The following is a 21191-nucleotide window of genomic DNA, read 5'->3' as shown; positions in this document are numbered from 1 at the left end:
CGGGGCTCACCTCTAACCATTCCGAACAGAGTAGTTAAGCCCGTTTGCGCCGATGGTACTGCTTTACTGTGGAAGAGTAGGTCACCGCCTTTTTTTAAAACCCTTACTAGATAACTAGTAAGGGTTTTTTGCTTTTATAATACTTTGAGAACTTTACTTTAATCGTTTTTTAGTAACTTCAATCCTCATTTTATACGGACATGATTAAAGAAAATATAGAATTAGATTTAGCTTGGAACTTTGTAATTAATACCAATAGAAATATATTCTTAACAGGTAAAGCAGGTACTGGTAAAACAACGTTCTTGCATAAACTTAAATTACAAGCAAACAAACGAATGGTAATTGTAGCCCCTACTGGAGTTGCAGCTATTAATGCGAAAGGAGTAACGATACATTCCTTCTTTCAAATGCCATTTGGGCCTATTTTACCCAATGATGATTTAACCACATCTGGTTTCAAAGGAAAATTTAGTAAGACTAAAATTAATATTATTAAGTCTCTAGATTTATTAGTCATTGACGAGATTAGTATGGTTAGAGCTGATTTGCTCGATGGTATTGATAAGACATTAAGACGTTACAAGAATAGAAATGAGGTGTTCGGAGGCGTCCAATTATTAATGATCGGTGATTTACAACAATTATCACCCGTAATTAAGGACCATGAATGGAGATTATTACAGCCATTTTACAAAAATGCTTTCTTCTTTAGTAGCATATCTTATCAGAATTGCAACCCGATTACTATAGAGTTAAAACATATTTATAGACAAGAGAACCCTTTGTTTATAAATATTTTGAATGAAATTAGAAATAACAATTTAAGTGCTCATTTAGCAAATGAATTGAATAAGCGATTCTTACCAAATTTTGAACCTAAAGAAGATGAGGGATATATTTCACTAACGACTCATAATAATAAGGCTAGACAAACTAATTTATTAGAACTAGATAAGTTAAAAGGGAAGGTAACTTCTTATAAGGCAACTGTGGAAGGCAATTTTCCAGAGCATTCATTTCCTAATAAAGAAATCTTAGATTTAAAAGTTGGAGCTCAGGTTATGTTCATTAAAAACGACAGTTCTCCTGAGAAACGCTATTTTAATGGAAAAATTGGTAAGGTTATTTTATTAGAAAAAGATGAAGTTGTTGTTAGTTGTCCAGATGATGATTTTAATATCAATACTAAGTTAGAGACTTGGGAAAATATAAAATATACTGTTGATGCTGATACCAAAGCAATATCTGAAGATAAGATAGGTAGCTATACACAAATCCCTTTACGTCTGGCTTGGTCTATTACCATTCATAAAAGTCAAGGTTTAACTTTTGAAAAAGCAATTATTGACGCACAAGGTGCTTTTGCACACGGTCAAACTTATGTGGCATTAAGTCGTTGTAAATCGTTAGAAGGATTAGTTCTAAAAAGTAAGATAGAATCTAATCAAATAATTAGTGATTATAATGTTATAGAATTTAATAAGAATGCAGAATCCAATCAGCCAAATGATGTTATTTTATTAGAATCAAAACGTAATTTTCAATTAGAATTAATTTCAGAGGTTTTTGATTTCTATAAATTTATCTATCCTGCTAATCGCATATTAGATATTTATTATAAAAATAGAGGGAGTATAGAAGGTACCATAGAAACTCCTTTAATTAAGATTAAGAATAGTGTTACAAATTTGCTTAAAATAAGTAATGGATTTAAATCACAACTAAGAAGCATAGGAGGTCCTAAGGAAACACCTGAGTTGAGTTCAGCTACTCAACAGCGTTTTATAAAAGCACTAGCATATTTTAGTGAGCAAACTAAATCTACGATTCAAATTCCGTTAAAAGAATTAAAATTTACTACAGATAATAAGGCTATTCAAAAGGATATTGAAAAACAATTAGATGCTTTAGAAGAACTATTGGTGACTAAACTTTCTTATTATGAAGGATTAAAGGAAGGGTTTAAGGCAAAAGACTTTTTATCTTTACGAGCAAAATCGGTATTCTTAACTAAGGATAAACCTAAAAAAACGCGTGAATCTGTCATAGATGGCACAACCAATGTGGAACTCTTTGAATTATTGCGAGAGCTTAGAAATACTATAGCGAATAGAGAAGATTTAATCCATTATCAAATATTTACACAAAAGTCACTTTATGCTATGTGCGAGATTTTACCAACAAGTAAAACAGAGTTAGCGCAGATACATGGTATGGGTAAAACTAGAGTTGAGAAATATGGTGCGGATATATTAAAAGTAATCTTAGAATATTGTGATGAAAACGATATTGAAACTTCTACTGATAATTCGATATTTAAGGAAGTAAAACCAAAAAAAAAGAAAGGGGATACTAAAAAAATATCTTTAGATTTATATAAATCAGGAAAATCAATTGAACAAATAGCATTAGAAAGAGAGTTAAATACGAATACTATTTTCGGCCATTTAGCAAATTTTATTGCTTCAGGTGACGTTAAAGTTACCGACTTAATGTCGTTAAAACATTATAACGAATTAAAGAAAATTATCCCGACAAAAACCTTCGATAACCTTTCAGATTTAAAGCATCAAATTGATGATAAATATTCTTATGGTGAAATTCGTTTGGTATTGGATGAATTAACCTAAAGCTCAAAAAAAAAGGCTTCAAAATTATATTTTGAAGCCTTTCTGGTTTTTACTATTTGTTTAATCTTTTATAATTCCTCTCGAAATTACAATCTTCTGAATTTCAGAAGTACCTTCATAAATCTGTGTAATCTTAGCATCACGCATCAAACGTTCTACATGGTATTCTTTTACAAATCCATTTCCACCGTGAATTTGAACAGCTTCAACCGTATGCTCCATGGCAACTTTACTTGCATAAAGCTTGGCCATTGCGCTAGACATATCATAATTATTACCTTGATCTTTATCCCAAGCAGCACGCATTACTAACATTCTAGCAGCTTCAATTTCGGTATGCATATCGGCTAATTTAAACGCGATAGCCTGATGGTTACAAATTTCTGTACCAAAAGCTTTACGTTCTTTAGAATATTTTAAAGCTAATTCATAAGCTCCAGCTGCAATTCCTAAAGCCTGTGCTGCAATACCTATTCGTCCACCAGATAATGTTTTCATAGCAAATCTAAATCCGAATCCATCATCACCAATTCTGTTTTCTAAAGGTACTTTTACGTCATTAAACTGTAACGTATGTGTATCACTTCCTCTAATTCCTAATTTATCTTCTTTCGGTCCGATATCAAAACCAGGCATGCCTTTTTCTAAAATAAAAGCATTAATACCATGAGACCCTTTGTGCTTATCTGTTTGGGCAATTACGATATACACTTCTGCGCGTCCACCATTTGTGATCCAGTTTTTCGTACCATTTAATAAGTAATGGTCGCCCTTGTCAATAGCTGTTGTTTTCTGAGATGTAGCATCACTACCAGCTTCAGGTTCACTTAAACAAAACGCTCCAATGCATTCGCCAGTGGCTAATTTTGTTAGATATTTTTCTTTTTGAGCTTCATTTCCATAAGATTCTAATCCATAACAAACCAAAGAATTGTTTACAGAAACCATTACAGAAGCCGATGCATCAACTTTAGATAATTCCTCCATAATAAGGACATAAGAAATTGCATCCATGCCACTTCCTCCATATTTAGGATCGACCATAATGCCTAAAAACCCTAATTCGCCCATCTTGCGTACTAAGCTTTCAGGAAAAGTTTGTGCATTATCGCGTTCTATAACACCAGGAAGTAATTCTGTTTGTGCAAAATCTCGTGCTGCATCACGAATCATTAAATGTTCTTCTGTTAAGCTAAAGTCCATAAACTATAATATTATTGATTTCTTAAAAATTTGATGCAAAGATAATTTATTATTGCGGTATTTTCAATAAGGAATATTATTTTTACTCATATGGCAAAATATAATTACAACATTATTGCAGTAATGTCCGGAACATCATTAGATGGCATAGATCTTATTTATGCGACTTATAATGTAGATAACAAATGGAGTTTTAAAGTTCATTATGCTGAAACTATTAAGTATTCACCACAGTGGAAAACCGTATTGGGAGGATTGGTAAATCAGTCAATGGATCATTTACAGGCTATTGACGCGAAATATTCTGAGTATTTAGCGACGGTGATTTCTAGTTTTATTAAGAAGCACTCCATTGAAGCTATAGATTTTATTTCTTCGCATGGACACACCGCGTTACACCAACCAGAGCAAGGATTAACATATCAAATTGGTAATCAGCAAATTTTAGCTGATATGTTAAATAGAAATGTAATTTGTGATTTTAGGGTTGAAGATGTAGAACTAGGAGGGCAAGGCGCACCATTAGTTCCCATTGGTGATCGTTTGTTATTTAATGATTTTGAATATTGCCTTAACTTAGGTGGATTTGCTAATATTTCATTTGAATCTAAAAATGAAAGAATTGCTTATGATATTTGTCCAGTAAATATTGTGTTGAATCATTATGTCTCTAAATTAAACCTAGAGTTTGATGATAAAGGTCAATTAGCTTCCGCAGGAAAAGTGAATAAAAGTTTATTATTACAACTTAATGCGCTGCATTATTATAAAGAGGAGCCACCAAAATCTTTAGGTTTAGAGTGGGTAGATTTAAATATATTCCCATTAATTGAATCCTTTCAGCTTGAAATGAAAGATATACTAAGAACTTTTGTTGAACATGTTGCCCTTCAAATTTCAAAAGTTTTAGTTGAAAAAAACACAAAAGTCTTGGTTACCGGCGGCGGTGTCTATAATAATTTTTTAATTGATAGGTTACGGCAGTTATCAATAGTTGAAATTGTAATTCCACAGAATGAGATCATCGAATTTAAAGAAGCGTTAATTTTTGGATTATTAGGTGTGCTCAAAAAAAGGAATGAAATTAATTGCTTAAAAAGCGTAACAGGGGCAAAACGAAATCATTCTTCAGGAAAAATATTAATTCCGAAAAACAGAATTTAATTAAGCTTTCACTTGGATTGTTTTTTATATTTGTTATTGAATAATAAATGTATCAAAATTGATAAAAGATTTACTTCACACATACGAAAATAAGGAACCTGAAATTGTGTTCCATTGGAATGACGCAGAAACAGAAGCCGAAGGTTGGACTGTAATTAACTCGTTAAGAGGTGGTGCAGCTGGTGGTGGAACACGAATGCGCAAAGGATTGGATAAAAATGAAGTGCTTTCCTTGGCAAAAACCATGGAGGTGAAATTCACTGTCTCTGGTCCAGCAATTGGTGGAGCAAAATCTGGAATTAACTTCGATCCTCAAGATCCAAGAAAAAAAGGAGTTTTACAGCGTTGGTATGCAGCCGTTTCACCATTACTTAAAAGTTATTACGGTACAGGTGGTGATTTAAATGTGGATGAAATTCACGAAGTAATTCCAATTACCGAACAAAGTGGTGTTTGGCATCCTCAAGAAGGTGTTTTTGAAGGTCATTTTAAACCAACAATAGCTGATAAGATTAATAGAATTGGTCAGTTAAGACATGGAGTAATTAAAGTGATTGAAAACCCGAGCTATTCTCCTAGTGTTAATAGGAAATATACTGTAGCAGATATGATTACTGGCTATGGAGTAGCTACAGCAGCAGAGCATTTTTATGATATTAACGGAGATTCTATTAAAGGAAAACGTGTCATTGTACAAGGTTTTGGTAATGTAGGAGCTGCAGCAGCGTTTTATTTTGCTCAAATGGGAGCAAAAATCGTAGGTATTATAGATAGAGATGGTGGGTTAATTAATAAAGACGGATTTTCATTTAACGACATAACCGATTTATACTTAGCTAAAAACAGCAATACACTTATCGCGGATAATCTAATTCCGTTTGCTGATATCAATGAACAAATTTGGTCGTTACAAGCAGAAGTTTTCGCGCCTTGCGCAGCTTCACGTTTAGTGACTCAAGATCAAATAGATCAAATGATAAATACAGGTTTGGAAGTTATTACCTGTGGTGCAAACGTTCCTTTTGCTGATAAAGAAATTTTCTTTGGCTCAATAATGGAATATACAGATCAAAAAATTAGTTTAATACCAGACTTTATTTCAAACTGTGGTATGGCTAGAGTTTTTGCTTATTTTATGGAGCGTAAAGTACAAATGACCGATGAGGATATTTTTAAAGACACCTCTAACGTTATAAGGAAAGCATTAAAAGAAGTACATAAAAATAATCCGACAAAAACAGGTATTAGCGAAACTGCTTTTGAGATTGCTCTCAAACAATTAATATAATTAATTACTTTTATAATTAACACTATGGAAACCGTAATAATACTTGTATTCGTTCTTGGCTATTTAGCCATAACCCTAGAACACAATATAAAAATAGATAAATTAATTCCCGCTTTAGTAATGATGGCTATAAGTTGGGCGTTAATATCCCTAGGTATTGACAATTTTACGCAATGGTTTGATTCGGCTACGCATAACTTAATGGATAATTTTGGTTTGCTTCCGCACGAAGAGAAAATGCATATGATGGAAGAAACCTTACTCCATCATTTAGGTAAAACTTCTGAAATACTTGTCTTCTTATTAGGTGCTATGACCATAGTTGAAATCATCGATTATTTTGATGGCTTTTCAACAATTAAAGGTTTTATAAAGACAAAGAGCAAACGGAAAATTCTTTGGATTTTTGGGTTCTTAGCATTCTTTCTTTCGGCTATCATAGATAACCTTACTGCAACTATTGTATTAATCTCAATTTTACAAAAATTAATACATGATAGGGATGTTCGTATTTGGTATGCAGGTTTAATTATCATTGCTGCCAATGCTGGTGGAGCTTGGTCACCTATTGGAGACGTTACAACGACAATGCTTTGGATTGGTAAAAAAGTAACTACGGGTCATTTATTTGTGTATCTATTCTTACCATCATTAGTTTGTATGTTGGTTCCTACATTTATAGCTTCTTTATTACCGGCCTTTAAAGGTAAAATTGAATCAAAAGAAGAGGATAGTGATAAACCGAAAAGTAAATACAGCGCTATAATGTTGTATTTGGGGCTTGGTGGTATTGTATCTGTTCCAATTTTTAAGACAGTGACACATTTACCTCCTTATGTTGGTATGATGTTGGCATTAGGTGTTGTCGCTATTTTTGCGGAAATATATAGTAATACTAAATTTAGTATGTCTAACCATGACTCAGTAGAAAGTGATGCACACGCACACCACAGTCCTGTACACTACTCATTATCTAAAATTGAATTGCCAAGTATATTATTTTTCTTAGGAATCTTAATGGCAGTGGCAGCTTTAGAGTCTTTAGGTATTTTATTTGGTTTTGCAGGTACACTTCAAGACACAATGCCGATGCTAGGAACTGAATTACATCATGGTGGTGTTTCGGACTTAGTTGTTCTTTTATTAGGAGTAGGATCAGCAGTCATTGATAATGTGCCACTTGTTGCGGCAAGTTTAGGAATGTTTACAGAGCCAATAGATAATGAGCTATGGCATTTTATAGCGTATTCAGCAGGAACAGGAGGAAGTATGTTAATTATCGGTTCTGCAGCTGGAGTAGTTGCTATGGGAATGGAAAAAATAGATTTCTTTTGGTATATTAAAAAAATATCATGGTTAGCATTATTAGGGTTTTTGGCAGGAGCAGTTGTGTTTATGTTTACAAGAACTATCTTTTAATACACATACTTTTGTTTCAAAACAGACGTTATACAAATAGTTAAAAATAATTTCAATTTTTAGAATATGATAGCATTCAGTACTATTCAAGATGAAGTAGCCGTTTTAACTGATGGAGAATCAGTAGAAAAGACTTTATCCATAATAGAATTAATTACAAGTGGTGGAACATCAGGAATGGTGATTATCTTCATTTTATTCCTACTTTTAATTGTATCCGTATATATTTACTTTGAACGCATTTTCGCCATAAAAGCAGCATCTAAAGTCGATTCAAACTTTATGAATCAAATTAAAGATCATGTGAGTAATGGTAAAATTGATTCCGCTCAAATGTTATGTGCACAGCAGAATTCACCAGTATCTCGCCTAATCGCAAAAGGGTTGACAAGAATTGGGAAACCTTTAGAAGATATTAATACGGCTATTGAAAATGCAGGTCGATTAGAAATATACAATTTAGAAAAGAACGTTAGCGTTTTAGCAACCATTTCTGGTGTTGGACCAATGATTGGTTTCTTAGGAACCGTAATTGGTATGATTATTTCAATTTTTGAATTGGCTAATGCAGGAGGAACCATTCAAATGGATGTTTTAGCAAGTGGATTGTATACCGCTATGACGACAACCGTTGGTGGACTTATAGTAGGTATTGTTGCTTATGTGGCATTTAATCATGTTGTGGGGCGAACCAATAAAGTCGTTTACCAAATGGAGGCGAATTCGATAGAATTTTTAGATCACTTAAACGAACCAATCTAATTATGAATATTAGAGGACGAAATAAAGTTACACCAGAATTCAATTTTGCGTCTATGACCGATATTGTATTTCTGTTATTAATCTTTTTTATGATAGCGTCAACATTGGTAAGTACTAATGCTATTGATATTGTGTTACCTAAAGCAAGTGGTAAGACTGAGAATAAAAAATCAACAGCAGTAAGTATCAAAAAAGATTTGACCTATTATATTGATCAGAAACGTGTAGGCGAAAGTGTCTTAGAAACACAATTAATATCCATATTAGGATCACAAGACGCGCCAACAATTGTCTTAAGAGCAGAAAAATCTGTTCCGGTAGAAAATGTAGTGAAGGTTATGGATATCGCAAACCGAAACAAATTTAAAGTGATATTAGCTGTTCAACCGAATTAAGCGACATCATTTTTGAAAACAACTTATTCTTTTCTGTAAGATTTCAAAGATCTGACAGGTTTATATAAAACAAATGAAATATTTAGAGACCAAACACGAACGTAATTCTGCAAGAATCACAGCACTTATTGCTTTGATACTACTTTTGCTATTGTTTGTTGTAGGGCCTCAATATATGGATCCACCAGAAGAATATGGTGTAGCCGTAAATTTTGGAACGACTGATTTTGGTAGTGGAAATAAACCATTAAGTGAACCTAAGAAGGCTGTTGAAGATAAAGTTATAGAAGAAGAGGTTGTTGAGGAAGTTCTGCCAGAAGAAGCACAAGTTGCACCTGCAGAAGCTGCTACAAAAGCTGAAGAGGTAATGACCCAAGATAATGCCGAAGCACTTGCTATTAAAAAGCAAAAAGAAGCTGAAGCAAAGGTAAAGGCTGCAGAAGCGAAAGCGAAAGCGGAGGCCAAAGCTGCTGCAGAAAAAGTAGAACGCGAGAAGCGTGAAGCTGAAGAAAAGAAACGTGCAGAAGAAGCAGAGAAAAAGAAACAGCTAGACAATCTTATTGGTGGAGTTAAAAACGCTTCAGGTAATACAGATGGAGGTGAAGGACCAGATAAGCAAGGTGGTAATAAAGGACAACTAGATGGAGATCCTTATGCGGCAAGCTATTTTGGTGGTTCAGGACCAGGAAAAGGTGGAATTGGCTATGGCTTAGGTGGTAGAGGAAGACCATCAAAACAGATTTTTAAACAAGATTGTAATGAGTATGGTCTAGTGGTGGTTAGAATTGAAGTTAACCAACAAGGAAAAGTGATTAAAGCTGAACCTGGTATTAGAGGTACAACTAATACACATCCTTGTTTATTAGAGCCAGCTAAAAAAATAGCCATGTCTCATAAATGGCCAGCAGATGCTGATGCACCAACAACTCAAGTTGGTTTTGTAAGTATTAACTTTGATGTAGGTCAATAGAATGAATTATCAAGATACTGTGAATTGGATGTTTCAACAACTTCCAATGTATCAAAATAAAGGCAACTCAGCTTTTAAAAAGGATTTAACGAACACCATTAATTTAGCGAAGCATTTAAACCATCCTGAAGATCGTTTTAGGTCTATTCATGTTGGTGGTACAAATGGTAAAGGTTCTACGAGCCATATGCTAGCTTCAATTTTGCAAGAAGCAGGTTATAAAGTGGGTTTATATACCTCGCCGCACTTAAAGGACTTTAGAGAACGTATCCGCATTAATGGTAAGGTTATTACCGAGCAATCTGTTATCGGTTTTATTAAACGAAATAAAGCATTTCTAGAGGCAAATCAACTGTCTTTCTTTGAAATGACTGTTGGTATGGCATTCGAGTATTTTGCAGACCAGGAAGTGGATATTGCAATTATAGAAGTTGGATTAGGTGGACGCTTAGATTCTACAAATATTATTACACCAGAATTATCTGTAATTACAAATATCGGTTACGATCATACCCAAATGTTAGGGCATACTCTTAAAGAAATTGCTAGTGAGAAAGCAGGTATTATTAAACACAACATCCCGGTGGTTATCGGAGAAACACATTCTGAGACAGAAACTGTTTTTAAAACGAAAGCAGAAGAAAAGCAATCGGATATTTATTTTGCGGATCAATTGATTGATACAATTTTAGAAAGTGATTTAAAAGGAGCGTATCAAATTCATAATATAAAAACGGTTTTACAGTCGGTAAAGGTTTTAAAGAATTTAGGATTTAATATTTCTGAAAAGGACTTGAAAAAAGGACTTTTAAACGTCACTGCAAATACGGGTCTGCAAGGGCGTTGGCAAATTTTAGGAACTGAACCAAAGATTATTTGTGATACAGCCCATAATAAAGAAGGCTTAACTTCTGTGATGAAACAATTACATGAAGAGTCATTTGATCATCTTCATATTGTCTTTGGGGTGGTTAATGATAAAGATTTAGAGTCTATAATTCCTCTATTACCTAAGCAGGCTACCTATTATTTTTGCAAACCAAATGTGCAAAGAGGGCTAGATGCTAAAGTTTTGAAAAAAACTTTCGGGGATAATGGTTTAAAAGGGAAGGTTTGTAAGAGTGTTGAATTTGCTTTAAGTGTCGCAAAATCAAACGCTAAAGTAACAGATTTGATTTATGTAGGAGGCAGTACTTTTGTGGTGGCAGAAATTATTTAAATTTTTTTAAAAAAATGTTTTGAGATATTAAAAACTAGACTATATTTGCAGTCCTAATAAATAGGGCGACTAGCTCAGTTGGTTCAGAGCACTTGGTTTACACCCAAGGGGTCAGGGGTTCGAATCCCTTGTCGCCCACAAAGTTCACAGAAATGTGAACTTTTTTTATACGTTACTTCATTTATTAGGGCGACTAGCTCAGTTGGTTCAGAGCACTTGGTTTACACCCAAGGGGTCAGGGGTTCGAATCCCTTGTCGCCCACATCAAAAAGAATCCCGATTTACTTTTGTAAATCGGGATTTTAGCTCCAAAAAAGTACTAAGGCAACGGTTTGAGTTGCTTTTTTAGAGTTAAAATTCCTAGAATCGCTCAAGCGATTCGGGATTATATTTGAAGGAGTGGTTTCGTAAAGGGATATATAATCCTATTTTAATTTACAAAAGGCTCGAAATGGTTTTGAAAACAAAAATATGGGTCATTAACTCAGTTGGTTCAGAGTGTCACGTCGACAACGTGGAAGTCACTGGTTCGAATCCAGTATGACCCACTTAAATAATAAAAGCCTTTCAAGAAATTGAAAGGCTTTGTTTGTTATAATTAATATCGTAAAGAGCTCTATATTGCCCTTATTTATTGCGATTAATGCTAGGTTATTACTTTACAATTAAATGTTTTGGTAGATCCGCTACATTTTCACAACATAGCTGTTCCATGACTTGTTGAAATTCGCGTTTCATTAAAGAAATGGTATGGTTTCCTCCTTCTTTTCCTAATGCTCCAACACCATACATAAAACTACGTCCCATGAATGTAAATTCTGCTCCATTTGCCATTGCTCTTGCAATATCTGGACCACCACGTAAACCAGAATCGACCATGATTTTGATCTCATTCTTATACTTTTTTGCCAAATGCGTCATGGGTACAATTGAAGATTGACCAGCATCTAACTGTCTCCCACCATGATTAGATACAATTAATCCATCAACACCTAGATTAATCGCTTTTTGAGCATCTATTTCATTTACAACACCTTTTATAACTAATTTCCCTTTCCATTGATCTCTTATAGAAGCTATTCTGTCTTCATTTAAACGACCAGAAAAAGTAACATCCATAAATTCACCTAATTTTTTCAAATTTAGTCCTTTAGGCATATATTTTTCCATGGTTTTAAAAGCAGGTTGTCCGTGTATTAAAGTTTGAATAGCCCAATCTGGTTTTCTAAAAACTTCAATAATATTTTTTAGACTCATAGATGGTGGCATTGCTAAGCCATTTCTAACATCTCTAGGTCTGTAACCAAATGTTGGTACATCTGCTAGAATGACTAAAACATCAGTTCCTGCATGTGCAGCTCTATCTAATAAATCTCTTTTTACTTTTTCTTCTGCAGGATGATAAAGTTGAAACCAAGATTTTCCTTCTGTTAATTCTGCAACACGTTCAATACTAGAAGTGGTTACTGTACTTAGTATAAAAGGGATGTTATGATTAAAAGCTGATTTCGCCAAAATCTCTGGTGAATTTGGCCACATTAACCCCTGTAAACCAACTGGCGCAATTCCAAAAGGAGCATCGTAAGTATGACCAAACAATTCTGTTTTTAAATTAGATTTGTCAAATTTTGATAAATATTGTGGCATCAATTCAATTTTCTGAAGATCAGTACGATTTTTATCTAAATTTATATCTTCATTACATCCACCATCTAAGTATTCAAAAGCGAATTTTGGCATTTTAACCATTGCTCTTTTTCTTAAATCTGTTACTGAAGGATATTTGGGATTTATTTTTATTTCCATATTAAAATTTCTAAAGTTTTAATTACGCTTTCTTATTTATAAATCTTTAAAGTTCGATAACCATAAATTGCGATAAAGCAAAAACATATAAAAGGCAAAATAAATGAGAAATTCACACCAGAAAAAGGTCCTATCTTTTCAGTATCTATCATTAATCCTTGTAAAATTGGCATTAAAGCACCTCCAACAATCGCCATTACTAAACCAGCTGCACCAATAGCAGTATCGTCTGCTCTTAAACCGTCTAATGCAATACCGTAAATGGTTGGGAACATTAAAGACATAAATGCTGAAGTAGCCACTAGTAAATAAAGTCCTGCAATACCTTCAATGAGTATAACACCAGATGTAGTTGCCATAGCACAAAGGGCAAAAATCATAAGTAGTTTTCTTGAGTTAACATACTTCATTAAAAATGTACTTATAAATCTACTACATAAAAATATGGCCATGGCTACAATATTGTAGTTTTGAGCTTCTGCTTTTGGTATGCCTAGGTTTCCTGCGTATTGGATAATGAATGTCCAACACATAATTTGAGCGGCAACATAGAATAATTGAGCTAAAACACCTTCTTTATATTTTCCGTTTTTGAATAATCTTTTAAATGACGATGCTGCACTAGTCGGATTATCGCTAACCGTTCTTTTAGGCATTTTGGTTAATGATATAACTACTAACATGGCGATAACTACAAAGCCAAGAATGACATAAGGATTTCTAATGATTTCTAAATCGTGCGTTCTAATAATTGCATTTTGCGCTTCATCAAGTGTACTAAAAATGAGCTCACCAGCGGCATTTCGTTTGTCAGAATCTAAGGCCACAAGGATAAATTTTGAGGCTACAAACATGCCAAATAACGATCCAATAGGATTAAAAGCTTGTGCTAAGTTTAAACGTTGGGTTGCTGTACGCTCGTCGCCCATTGATAGAATAAAAGGGTTGGCTGTAGTTTCTAAAAAAGCCAATCCAAAAGTTAAAATGTATAAAGATCCTAGAAAGAATCCGAAGACTTCAAATTTCGCAGCAGGATAAAATAAAAGCGCTCCAATAGCATAAAGTGTTAAACCTAATAGGATACCTTTTTTATAACTGTATTTTCTAACAAAAAGAGCAGCAGGAATAGCCATTGTAGCGTAACCACCATAAAAAGCTAATTGTACTAAAGCTGCTTTTGCGGTTGAAATCTCCATTACGGTTGCAAATGCTGCTACCATAGGATTTGTAATATCATTAGCAAATCCCCAAAGCGCAAACAAAGATGTGATGAGTACAAATGGTACTATGACCTCTTTAGATACTACTGGTATTTTTGTTGAATTCGTCATTTAGTCTTAGTATTTTAGTTACAATGAAAAAAAAGCACCATTCAAATTAATATCTAAAAATGAATAGTGCTTTGATAATCTAATCTTAATTTCTATCTATATTGTGCATAGATCACCTTCGTTTGAAGGTATTCTTCCATACCATGCTTTCCATCAGCTCCACCGATTCCAGATTTTTTCCATCCTGCATGGAACCCTTGAATCGCTTCAAAATGCTCTCTGTTGATGTACGTTTCTCCGTATTCTAATTCTTCTGCAGCGTGCATTACTTTATTAAAGTTTTCTGAGAAAATTGATGATGTTAAACCATATTCAGAATCATTTGCCATTGCAATTGCCTCATCCAAAGTGCTAAATTTCATTACTGGTAATACAGGTCCAAAAACTTCTTCTTGGATAATCTGCATATCTTGTCTTACATTAGTTAACAATGTAGGTTGGTAGAAATAGCCTTTATCAAACTGGCTAGATTTTTGTCCTCCAACTAAAACTTCTGCACCTTCTTTCTTAGCAAATTCAACCATTTCGGCTACTTTATCTAATTGCGCTTTAGAAACCAATGCACTCATATCAGGATTGTTATCAGAAAAAGCATCTTCTACTTTTAAAGCGTTCATTTTAGCAGTAACCATGTCTAAAAATTGATCGTGAATAGATTCTTCAACATAAACACGTTCTGCACAATTACATACTTGTCCGCTATAAATAATTCTAGAACCAACAACGGCATTAACCGCTAATTCTAAATTTGCATCAGCACAAACAATTGCAGGGGCTTTACCACCTAATTCTAAAGATACTTTTGTAATGTTTTCAGAAGCCGCTTCCATAACTTTCTGACCTGCAAATACACTACCAGTTAAACTGATAATTCCTGTAATTGGGCTTTTAGATAAAGCGTTTCCAACTACTGGGCCAGAACCACACACAAAGTTTAATACACCAGCTGGTAATTCGATTTTTTGTATTAAATCTACCCACTCCATAATAGTATTTGGAGCAATACAACTAGGTTTAATTACACAGGTATTTCCTGTAATTAATGATCCTGCAACTTTTCTTGCCATAACAAAGAATGGGAAGTTCCAAGGTAAAATCCCTACAGCAACACCAATAGGTGCTTTATGTAAGAAGATATGTTCTTTTTTACGATCACTTTGTATAATTTCACCTTCTATTCGTCTTGCAAATCCTGCATAATAATCAAAATAATCGGCTGTAACATCAATTTCTACTTGCGCTAATCCAATTACTTTAGCTTGTTCTGCAGCTAAAGTTTTAGCTAAAAACACACGATTTTCACGAATGACATTAGCCATTTTATTTAAATAGCCAGCACGTTCAATTGCTGTTAGAGATTTCCAAGCGTATTGTGATGCTTTTGCTGCATCTAATGCTTTATTCGCATCTTCAACAGAACCATGTGGTATCTCTGACAATACTTCTTCTGTACAAGGGTTAAGTACTTTTGTTACTTCTGAAGAAGTAGATTTTACAAACTTTCCGTTTATAAATTGATTAAATTCTTTCATGAGTGTTTACGTTTAGTTTATGTTGTGATATGTTTAATAAATTCGAAGTTTTTCTTATAAATAAACAAAAGCTCGAATTCTTAATTGCCAATGTGGTTAACAAACTTATATAACAATGTGTTTTTAGTATTTATCCATATTAATCAATAATATGTATAATTTAAACATTGAAGGGTTTTTGTATTTGAATTTTCAACCGTATTTGGTTTCAAAAACCCATAAATTGTCATTGAAATTTGCTGACCTATAACCGAATGGTATTGGCCTCTACAAAGAATGATAGAATTAGATAAAGTCGGTTTCTCAAATCCGTCAATTGCTTGCTCAAAATCCTCATAAGCCTAAAAACACACATTATTAGCCTGAAGTATTAAGTATTTAGAAAGTGTAGTCTAGGTATATTTTCCAGATTTGTAGGATGCCGGAGTTAATCCTGTAACCGATTTAAATACGCGTGAAAAATGATAGCGATCAGAAAACCCTAAATTAAAAGAGACATCTTCAATAGATTTGTTAGTGTGTTCAAATAACTCGCAAGATTTTGCGATTTTTCTATTTTGAACAAATTGATGTAATGTAACGTTCATTTCATCCTTAAATAATCGCGCAAATGAATTTGGTGCCATATTAACTAGGGATGACATTTCAGTGTTGCTTAATTTTTTGTCAATATTGACTTCAATATAGCGGATGACTTTTAAAACACGTTCGTCTATATTAATGGTTTTCCATAATTCGGGACCAATATTAGTAAGTGCTTCTTTAATGAAGGCTTGTAGCTTTAAATTAAAAGTGAGTTTAAAATTTTTGTTTTCAACTTTTAAACGATTGGTTAAATAGTTTAATCGGTCCTTTAAGTAATCGGTTAATTCAATTTTTAAAATACCAGGATAAACACTATCAAAAGGCACTCCTAAATTAAAGTGAACGAAAAAATGGATTAAGAACATGTTTTCTAATTCCGCCTCATCGTGATTGCTATTCAACTGCTTTCCTGAGACATGAATGCCTTCCGTATAAATGTGGTTTTTTGTATATAGTGATGAAAATGAAGTAAACGGAGGAATAATATAGATATGATCAGGATCCATTTCAAAAACAGTATCCTGATGAATTAATTGACCACCTGTGTTTTTATTCCAATATAGTCTCCAAAACGGAAATACCATTTCATGACAGTCCCATAGATCTAATAACCAATATCGGCAACATAACATCTTTAATTTTAGGTCAATAAAATTTTGATGATTTGCGGAAGGATCGCCTAATTCTATTTCTTTTACAAACTTCATGAAGCACTAATGTTTGAATTAGATACAAAAATACAGATTTTGAATATTTAATAAGGTGTATTCTGTCTCTATTTTTGTTACAATAATTTTATTTAAAAAAAGATGAACCATCCATAACTAAAAACGCAATACTTAATGTTGTGATTAATATGGATGCACCACTTGACAAATAAAAATAATAAACATAAACAAATGAAAACGATAAAACTCCCAGTACAGGTAGAAGCAGAATTAAAAAAAGTATCCGAAGTCGCGGGTTATTTATGGCAACGTGAATGGGCAGAGCGAAACGCAGGAAATATTTCAATGAACTTAACATCTTACTTTTCAAAAGAAGAAGTGCAAGGTATTGGAACAGAAATTCCATTTGAATTTCCAAAAGGAGCTGCAGGATTTGTAATCTACATTACGGGTACAGGTTGTTATTTGAGAGATTTAGTAGATAAGCTTGAAGAAGCGTCTTGTATCTTATATATCAATGAAGATGCCACAGCGTATTCAGTTATTTGGGGAGGTAAGCGTGAAAACTTTGGACCAACTTGTGAGTTAATTTCTCATGCAAGTATCCATTTATTTAACTCAATCCATCACCCAGAAAATTTAGCGGTTGTACATACACACCCACTAGAATTAATCTGTATGAGTCATCATGAGTTATTTGACAATGAAGAAGAATTAAACAGACAAATCTGGATGATGTGTCCTGAGGTAAAAGTATTTGTTCCTAAAGGAATTCACTGTACACCTTATGCTTTATCTAGCACCGCAGCTTTAGCAGAAGTAACTATGGAAGCGTTTAAAACAAGAAACGTATCCTTATGGGAAAAGCATGGAGCAACAGCAACAGCGCCAGATGTAATGAAAGCTTGGGACTTTTTAGATGTTGCCAATAAAGGAGCTAAAATGTTAATGATGTGTTGGGCAGCAGGTTTTCAACCCGCAGGACTTTCAAACGATCAATTAACAGAATTAGAGCAATTCACATAATAAAAAAATATAATCATGAGTAGATTAATAGGTAGACTACCAAAAGTAGGAATTCGTCCGGTGATTGATGGACGTGAATTAGGTGTAAGAGAGTCTTTAGAAGTTCAAACTATGGACATGGCTAGAGCAGCAGCTAAATTAATAGAAGATACGTTACGTTTTCCTAGTGGAGAAAAAGTAGAGGTTGTTATTGCAGATACTACTATTGGTGGTGTTGCAGATGCAGCAGCTTGTGCCGATAAGTTTAAAAGAGAAGGAGTTGAAGTGTCATTAACAGTAACGCCTTGTTGGTGTTATGGAACAGAAGTTATGGACACTGACCCTTTAACCCCTAAAGCAGTTTGGGGTTTCAACGGAACTGAAAGACCAGGTGCTGTGTATTTAGCAGCAGCATTGGCAGGTTATTCTCAAAAGGGATTACCAGCGTTTGGAATTTATGGTAAAGAAGTGCAAGATGGTGGTGACCAAACGATTCCTCAAGATGTATCTGAAAAAATATTACGTTTTACAAAAGGGGCTTTAGCAGTGGCTCAAATGAAAGGTAAATCTTATTTATCTATAGGATACAGTTCAATGGGTATTGCAGGTTCTATGGTAGATGTCAACTTTTTACAAGATTACTTAGGTGTAAGAGCTGAGTTTGTAGAGTCTGTAGAGCTTTTAAGACGTATTGATGAAGGTATTTATGACCATGACGAATTCGAAAAAGCATTAGCTTGGACGAAAGAAAACTGTAAAGAAGGAAAAGATTATAATACACCTGAAACACAGAAATCAGCAGAAGAAAAAGATGCTGAATGGGAAAAAGTTGTGAAAATGACTTTAATCTGTAAAGATTTAATGAACGGAAACCCTAAGTTGAAAGACATGGGATTCGGTGAAGAATCTAAAGGTAGAAATGCTATTATGGGAGGTTTTCAAGGACAACGTCAGTGGACAGATTACCAACCAAACGCGGATTATACGGAATCTATTTTAAATTCATCTTTTGACTGGAATGGTGTTCGTCAAGCCTACACATTTGCAACAGAAAATGATTGTTTAAACGCTATTTCTATGTTGTTTGGCCACTTGTTAACGAACAAAGCACAATTGTTCTCTGATGTCCGTACGTACTGGAGTCCTGAGTCTGTAGAGCGTGTGACTGGTAAAAAATTAACTGGTATTGCAGAGAATGGAATTATTCACTTAATCAATTCTGGTTCTACAACTTTAGATGCTACAGCACAACAAACCGATGCTGATGGAAATCCTACAATGAAACCATTCTGGGATATTACAGAAGAAGAAGTACAAAAATGTTTAGATAACACAAAATGGCCAGCAGCAATTGCTGAATATTTTAGAGGCGGAGGATTCTCTTCTCAGTTTAAAACAAAAGGGACCATTCCATTAACAATGTGTAGAATTAATCTTGTAAAAGGGATTGGACCGGTTTTACAAATTGTAGAAGGCTGGAGTGTTGAATTGCCAGAGGATGTTCACGAAACTTTAAATGAAAGAACAAACCCAACTTGGCCAACAACATGGTTTGTACCAAGAACAACAGGAACAGGTTTCTTTAAAGATGTCTATACTGTAATGGCAAAATGGGGAGCCAACCACGGTGCGATTTCTCATGGACATATTGGTGCCGATTTAATTTCTTTAGCTTCTATGTTACGTATTCCTGTTAACATGCATAATGTTAGTGAAGACGACGTATTTAGACCAAGCGCATGGTCTGCTTTTGGAGAAGGCTTAGAAGGAGCTGATTATAGAGCTTGTGAAAATTATGGTCCGTTATACGGATTTAAAGATTAATTTAGAATAACTCAAAAGGGTGTTTGGCTTTAAAAATCAAACACCCTTTTTTTAATTTTGAACTGTGATGGTGAATGTAATTGCTGTAATTGATATAGGGAAAACAAATAAAAAAATACTCTTGTTTAATGAAGAGTTTGACGTCGTATACAGAAATGCAACACGCTTTGATGAAGTTGCTGATGAAGACGGTTATCCTTGTGATGATATCGAATCTATAGAAAACTGGATTCAAAATGAGATAAAAAGAATACAAGCTGAAGGTGACTATGCTATAAAGGCTATTAATTTTTCTACGCATGGTGCTAGTCTTATTTATTTAGATGATCACGGCAATAGAATTACACCTTTATATAATTATTTAAAGCCGTTAAGTTTAGACACGTATCATGAGTTTTATGATGCTAATGGAGGGCAGGAAGAGTTTTCTAGAAAAACAGCATCTCCTGCTTATGGCATGTTAAACACAGGACTTCAAATTTTAAAACTACAAAAAGAAAAACCAGAATTTTGGAGTAAGGTAGATGCTATTCTGCATTACCCTCAATACCTAAGTTATCTTTTTACCAAAAAAGTAACTGCAGATTTTACGTCTGTAGGTGCACATACAGCGACCTGGGATTTTGATACGATGCAGTATCATAAATGGGTTTCTGATTATAAATTAAATTTACCGAGACCACAAAATGGTAAAGAGGCCATAGTAAGCACTTTTAATGGTGAAGAAATTGCTATCGGAACAGGATTACATGATAGTTCGGCGTCTATTATTCCGTTATTAGAAACAGAAAAAGACAACGAATTTATTTTACTATCTACAGGAACTTGGATTATAGCCATGAATCCTTTTAGCAAGGAAACCTTAACACAACACCAGTTAAAAAATAACTGCTTGTGCTTTATGACTCCACAGAAACAGCAGATAAAATCGTCTATGCAGTTTCTTGGAAAAATCCATGAAGTCTATATTGCTGCTTTAAGTACGTATTTTAAAGTAGACATCGATACACATTTACAATTAGAGTTAAATGAAGCATTGTGTAATGAACTCATTAATGCGAATGCACGCGTATTTTTAGCGGAGGGGATTGATAGTGATTTTGAAGCACATCCGTATTTATTAACCAATTATAACAACTACGAAGCAGCTTATTACCAATTGGTTTTTGAAATTAGTAAAAAAGTAATTCAAGGTATTAATTTAATTTCTGATGAAAATTCTGCAATTAAAGACATTTATATATCTGGTGGGTTTAATAGAAACTTAATATTTATTGCTTTCTTAAAGCTGTTAAAAAATGATATTGAAATAAAAATTTCTGATTGTAAAAATGAAAGTGCTTTAGGTGCTGCATTGATGATGAAATCATATATCTAAAAAAATAAA

The 21191-nt window shown here is 33.8% G+C and carries 16 protein-coding genes, 3 tRNA genes and 1 rRNA gene; 15 read left to right on the top strand and 5 right to left on the bottom strand.

Going from position 1 to position 21191, the window contains the following annotated elements:
* Positions 1 to 93: ribosomal RNA gene (rrf, locus tag DFQ09_RS19215) — 5S ribosomal RNA — on the top strand; the annotation flags it as partial.
* Positions 94 to 200: 107 nt separating this feature from the next.
* Positions 201 to 2633: a helix-turn-helix domain-containing protein gene (locus DFQ09_RS13765; RefSeq protein WP_115811288.1), complete on the top strand. Its 2433-nt coding sequence runs from the start codon at positions 201 to 203 to the stop codon at positions 2631 to 2633.
* Between the two features lie 60 nt (positions 2634 to 2693).
* Here DFQ09_RS13765 and DFQ09_RS13760 read toward each other — a convergent pair whose 3' ends face one another.
* Positions 2694 to 3836, bottom strand: a complete 1143-nt coding sequence (locus tag DFQ09_RS13760) for an acyl-CoA dehydrogenase (protein WP_115811286.1) — start codon at positions 3834 to 3836, stop codon at positions 2694 to 2696.
* Between the two features lie 90 nt (positions 3837 to 3926).
* Between DFQ09_RS13760 and DFQ09_RS13755 the strand changes: the two genes are divergently transcribed.
* The 10 genes from DFQ09_RS13755 to DFQ09_RS13710 all read left to right on the top strand — a co-directional run bounded on the left by DFQ09_RS13755 (position 3927) and on the right by DFQ09_RS13710 (position 11601).
* Positions 3927 to 5000 carry an anhydro-N-acetylmuramic acid kinase gene (locus tag DFQ09_RS13755; RefSeq protein WP_115811284.1) on the top strand — a complete coding sequence of 358 codons (1074 nt, stop codon included), beginning with the start codon at positions 3927 to 3929 and terminating at the stop codon, positions 4998 to 5000.
* Between the two features lie 61 nt (positions 5001 to 5061).
* Positions 5062 to 6288 (top strand): Glu/Leu/Phe/Val dehydrogenase dimerization domain-containing protein, encoded by a 1227-nt coding sequence (locus DFQ09_RS13750; protein ID WP_115811313.1) that lies wholly within the window; start codon positions 5062 to 5064, stop codon positions 6286 to 6288.
* A 24-nt stretch (positions 6289 to 6312) separates the two neighbouring features.
* Complete coding sequence (nhaD, locus tag DFQ09_RS13745; RefSeq protein ID WP_115811282.1) at positions 6313 to 7707, top strand: sodium:proton antiporter NhaD; 1395 nt, start codon at positions 6313 to 6315, stop codon at positions 7705 to 7707.
* Between the two features lie 66 nt (positions 7708 to 7773).
* Positions 7774 to 8469 carry a MotA/TolQ/ExbB proton channel family protein gene (locus tag DFQ09_RS13740; RefSeq protein WP_020895290.1) on the top strand — a complete coding sequence of 232 codons (696 nt, stop codon included), beginning with the start codon at positions 7774 to 7776 and terminating at the stop codon, positions 8467 to 8469.
* Positions 8470 to 8471: 2 nt separating this feature from the next.
* Positions 8472 to 8864, top strand: coding sequence for an ExbD/TolR family protein (locus DFQ09_RS13735; protein ID WP_115811280.1), 393 nt, complete (start codon positions 8472 to 8474; stop codon positions 8862 to 8864).
* Between the two features lie 73 nt (positions 8865 to 8937).
* Complete coding sequence (locus tag DFQ09_RS13730) at positions 8938 to 9834, top strand: energy transducer TonB (protein WP_115811278.1); 897 nt, start codon at positions 8938 to 8940, stop codon at positions 9832 to 9834.
* 1 nt (position 9835) lies between these two features.
* Positions 9836 to 11053, top strand: a complete 1218-nt coding sequence (locus DFQ09_RS13725; RefSeq protein ID WP_115811276.1) for a bifunctional folylpolyglutamate synthase/dihydrofolate synthase — start codon at positions 9836 to 9838, stop codon at positions 11051 to 11053.
* A gap of 63 nt (positions 11054 to 11116) precedes the next feature.
* Positions 11117 to 11191, top strand: a tRNA-Val gene (locus tag DFQ09_RS13720).
* Between the two features lie 49 nt (positions 11192 to 11240).
* A tRNA-Val gene (locus tag DFQ09_RS13715) sits at positions 11241 to 11315 on the top strand.
* A 211-nt stretch (positions 11316 to 11526) separates the two neighbouring features.
* A tRNA-Val gene (locus DFQ09_RS13710) sits at positions 11527 to 11601 on the top strand.
* A gap of 106 nt (positions 11602 to 11707) precedes the next feature.
* Here DFQ09_RS13710 and DFQ09_RS13705 read toward each other — a convergent pair.
* From DFQ09_RS13705 to DFQ09_RS13690, 4 genes are all read right to left on the bottom strand, one after another.
* Positions 11708 to 12859: an alpha-hydroxy acid oxidase gene (locus tag DFQ09_RS13705; protein WP_115811274.1), complete on the bottom strand. Its 1152-nt coding sequence runs from the start codon at positions 12857 to 12859 to the stop codon at positions 11708 to 11710.
* Between the two features lie 32 nt (positions 12860 to 12891).
* Complete coding sequence (fucP, locus tag DFQ09_RS13700) at positions 12892 to 14190, bottom strand: L-fucose:H+ symporter permease (protein ID WP_115811272.1); 1299 nt, start codon at positions 14188 to 14190, stop codon at positions 12892 to 12894.
* 92 nt (positions 14191 to 14282) lie between these two features.
* Positions 14283 to 15722, bottom strand: coding sequence for an aldehyde dehydrogenase (aldA, locus tag DFQ09_RS13695; protein WP_115811270.1), 1440 nt, complete (start codon positions 15720 to 15722; stop codon positions 14283 to 14285).
* Positions 15723 to 16114: 392 nt separating this feature from the next.
* Positions 16115 to 17014 carry an AraC family transcriptional regulator gene (locus DFQ09_RS13690; protein WP_115811268.1) on the bottom strand — a complete coding sequence of 300 codons (900 nt, stop codon included), beginning with the start codon at positions 17012 to 17014 and terminating at the stop codon, positions 16115 to 16117.
* Between the two features lie 192 nt (positions 17015 to 17206).
* On the opposite strand from DFQ09_RS13690, the gene rhaD reads away from it, so the two are divergent.
* The 3 genes from rhaD to DFQ09_RS13675 all read left to right on the top strand — a co-directional run bounded on the left by rhaD (position 17207) and on the right by DFQ09_RS13675 (position 21182).
* Positions 17207 to 18001 (top strand): rhamnulose-1-phosphate aldolase, encoded by a 795-nt coding sequence (rhaD, locus tag DFQ09_RS13685; RefSeq protein WP_179348325.1) that lies wholly within the window; start codon positions 17207 to 17209, stop codon positions 17999 to 18001.
* A 15-nt stretch (positions 18002 to 18016) separates the two neighbouring features.
* The gene (locus DFQ09_RS13680; protein ID WP_181897185.1) at positions 18017 to 19804 is read left to right on the top strand and encodes an L-fucose isomerase; all 1788 of its coding nucleotides are present in this window, start codon (positions 18017 to 18019) and stop codon (positions 19802 to 19804) included.
* 67 nt (positions 19805 to 19871) lie between these two features.
* Positions 19872 to 21182 carry an FGGY family carbohydrate kinase gene (locus DFQ09_RS13675; RefSeq protein WP_115811264.1) on the top strand — a complete coding sequence of 437 codons (1311 nt, stop codon included), beginning with the start codon at positions 19872 to 19874 and terminating at the stop codon, positions 21180 to 21182.
* Positions 21183 to 21191: the final 9 nt, after the last annotated feature.

Origin of the sequence: Winogradskyella pacifica, from assembly GCF_003386275.1 — a bacterium.
In the GTDB taxonomy this organism is placed as follows: domain Bacteria; phylum Bacteroidota; class Bacteroidia; order Flavobacteriales; family Flavobacteriaceae; genus Winogradskyella; species Winogradskyella pacifica.
The sequence above is the reverse complement of the archived record's forward strand: the minus strand, read 5'-3'. Positions and strand labels throughout refer to the sequence as shown.

Bases quoted from the DNA above. Each gene is read 5' to 3' on its own strand.
- DFQ09_RS13765 (WP_115811288.1), top strand. From the start codon at position 201: ATGATTAAAGAAAATATAGAATTAGATTTAGCTTGGAACTTTGTAATT.
- DFQ09_RS13760 (WP_115811286.1), bottom strand. From the start codon at position 3,836: ATGGACTTTAGCTTAACAGAAGAACATTTAATGATTCGTGATGCAGCA.
- DFQ09_RS13755 (WP_115811284.1), top strand. From the start codon at position 3,927: ATGGCAAAATATAATTACAACATTATTGCAGTAATGTCCGGAACATCA.
- nhaD (WP_115811282.1), top strand. From the start codon at position 6,313: ATGGAAACCGTAATAATACTTGTATTCGTTCTTGGCTATTTAGCCATA.
- DFQ09_RS13740 (WP_020895290.1), top strand. From the start codon at position 7,774: ATGATAGCATTCAGTACTATTCAAGATGAAGTAGCCGTTTTAACTGAT.
- DFQ09_RS13735 (WP_115811280.1), top strand. From the start codon at position 8,472: ATGAATATTAGAGGACGAAATAAAGTTACACCAGAATTCAATTTTGCG.
- DFQ09_RS13730 (WP_115811278.1), top strand. From the start codon at position 8,938: ATGAAATATTTAGAGACCAAACACGAACGTAATTCTGCAAGAATCACA.
- DFQ09_RS13725 (WP_115811276.1), top strand. From the start codon at position 9,836: ATGAATTATCAAGATACTGTGAATTGGATGTTTCAACAACTTCCAATG.
- DFQ09_RS13705 (WP_115811274.1), bottom strand. From the start codon at position 12,859: ATGGAAATAAAAATAAATCCCAAATATCCTTCAGTAACAGATTTAAGA.
- fucP (WP_115811272.1), bottom strand. From the start codon at position 14,190: ATGACGAATTCAACAAAAATACCAGTAGTATCTAAAGAGGTCATAGTA.
- aldA (WP_115811270.1), bottom strand. From the start codon at position 15,722: ATGAAAGAATTTAATCAATTTATAAACGGAAAGTTTGTAAAATCTACT.
- DFQ09_RS13690 (WP_115811268.1), bottom strand. From the start codon at position 17,014: ATGAAGTTTGTAAAAGAAATAGAATTAGGCGATCCTTCCGCAAATCAT.
- rhaD (WP_179348325.1), top strand. From the start codon at position 17,207: ATGAAAACGATAAAACTCCCAGTACAGGTAGAAGCAGAATTAAAAAAA.
- DFQ09_RS13680 (WP_181897185.1), top strand. From the start codon at position 18,017: ATGAGTAGATTAATAGGTAGACTACCAAAAGTAGGAATTCGTCCGGTG.
- DFQ09_RS13675 (WP_115811264.1), top strand. From the start codon at position 19,872: ATGGTGAATGTAATTGCTGTAATTGATATAGGGAAAACAAATAAAAAA.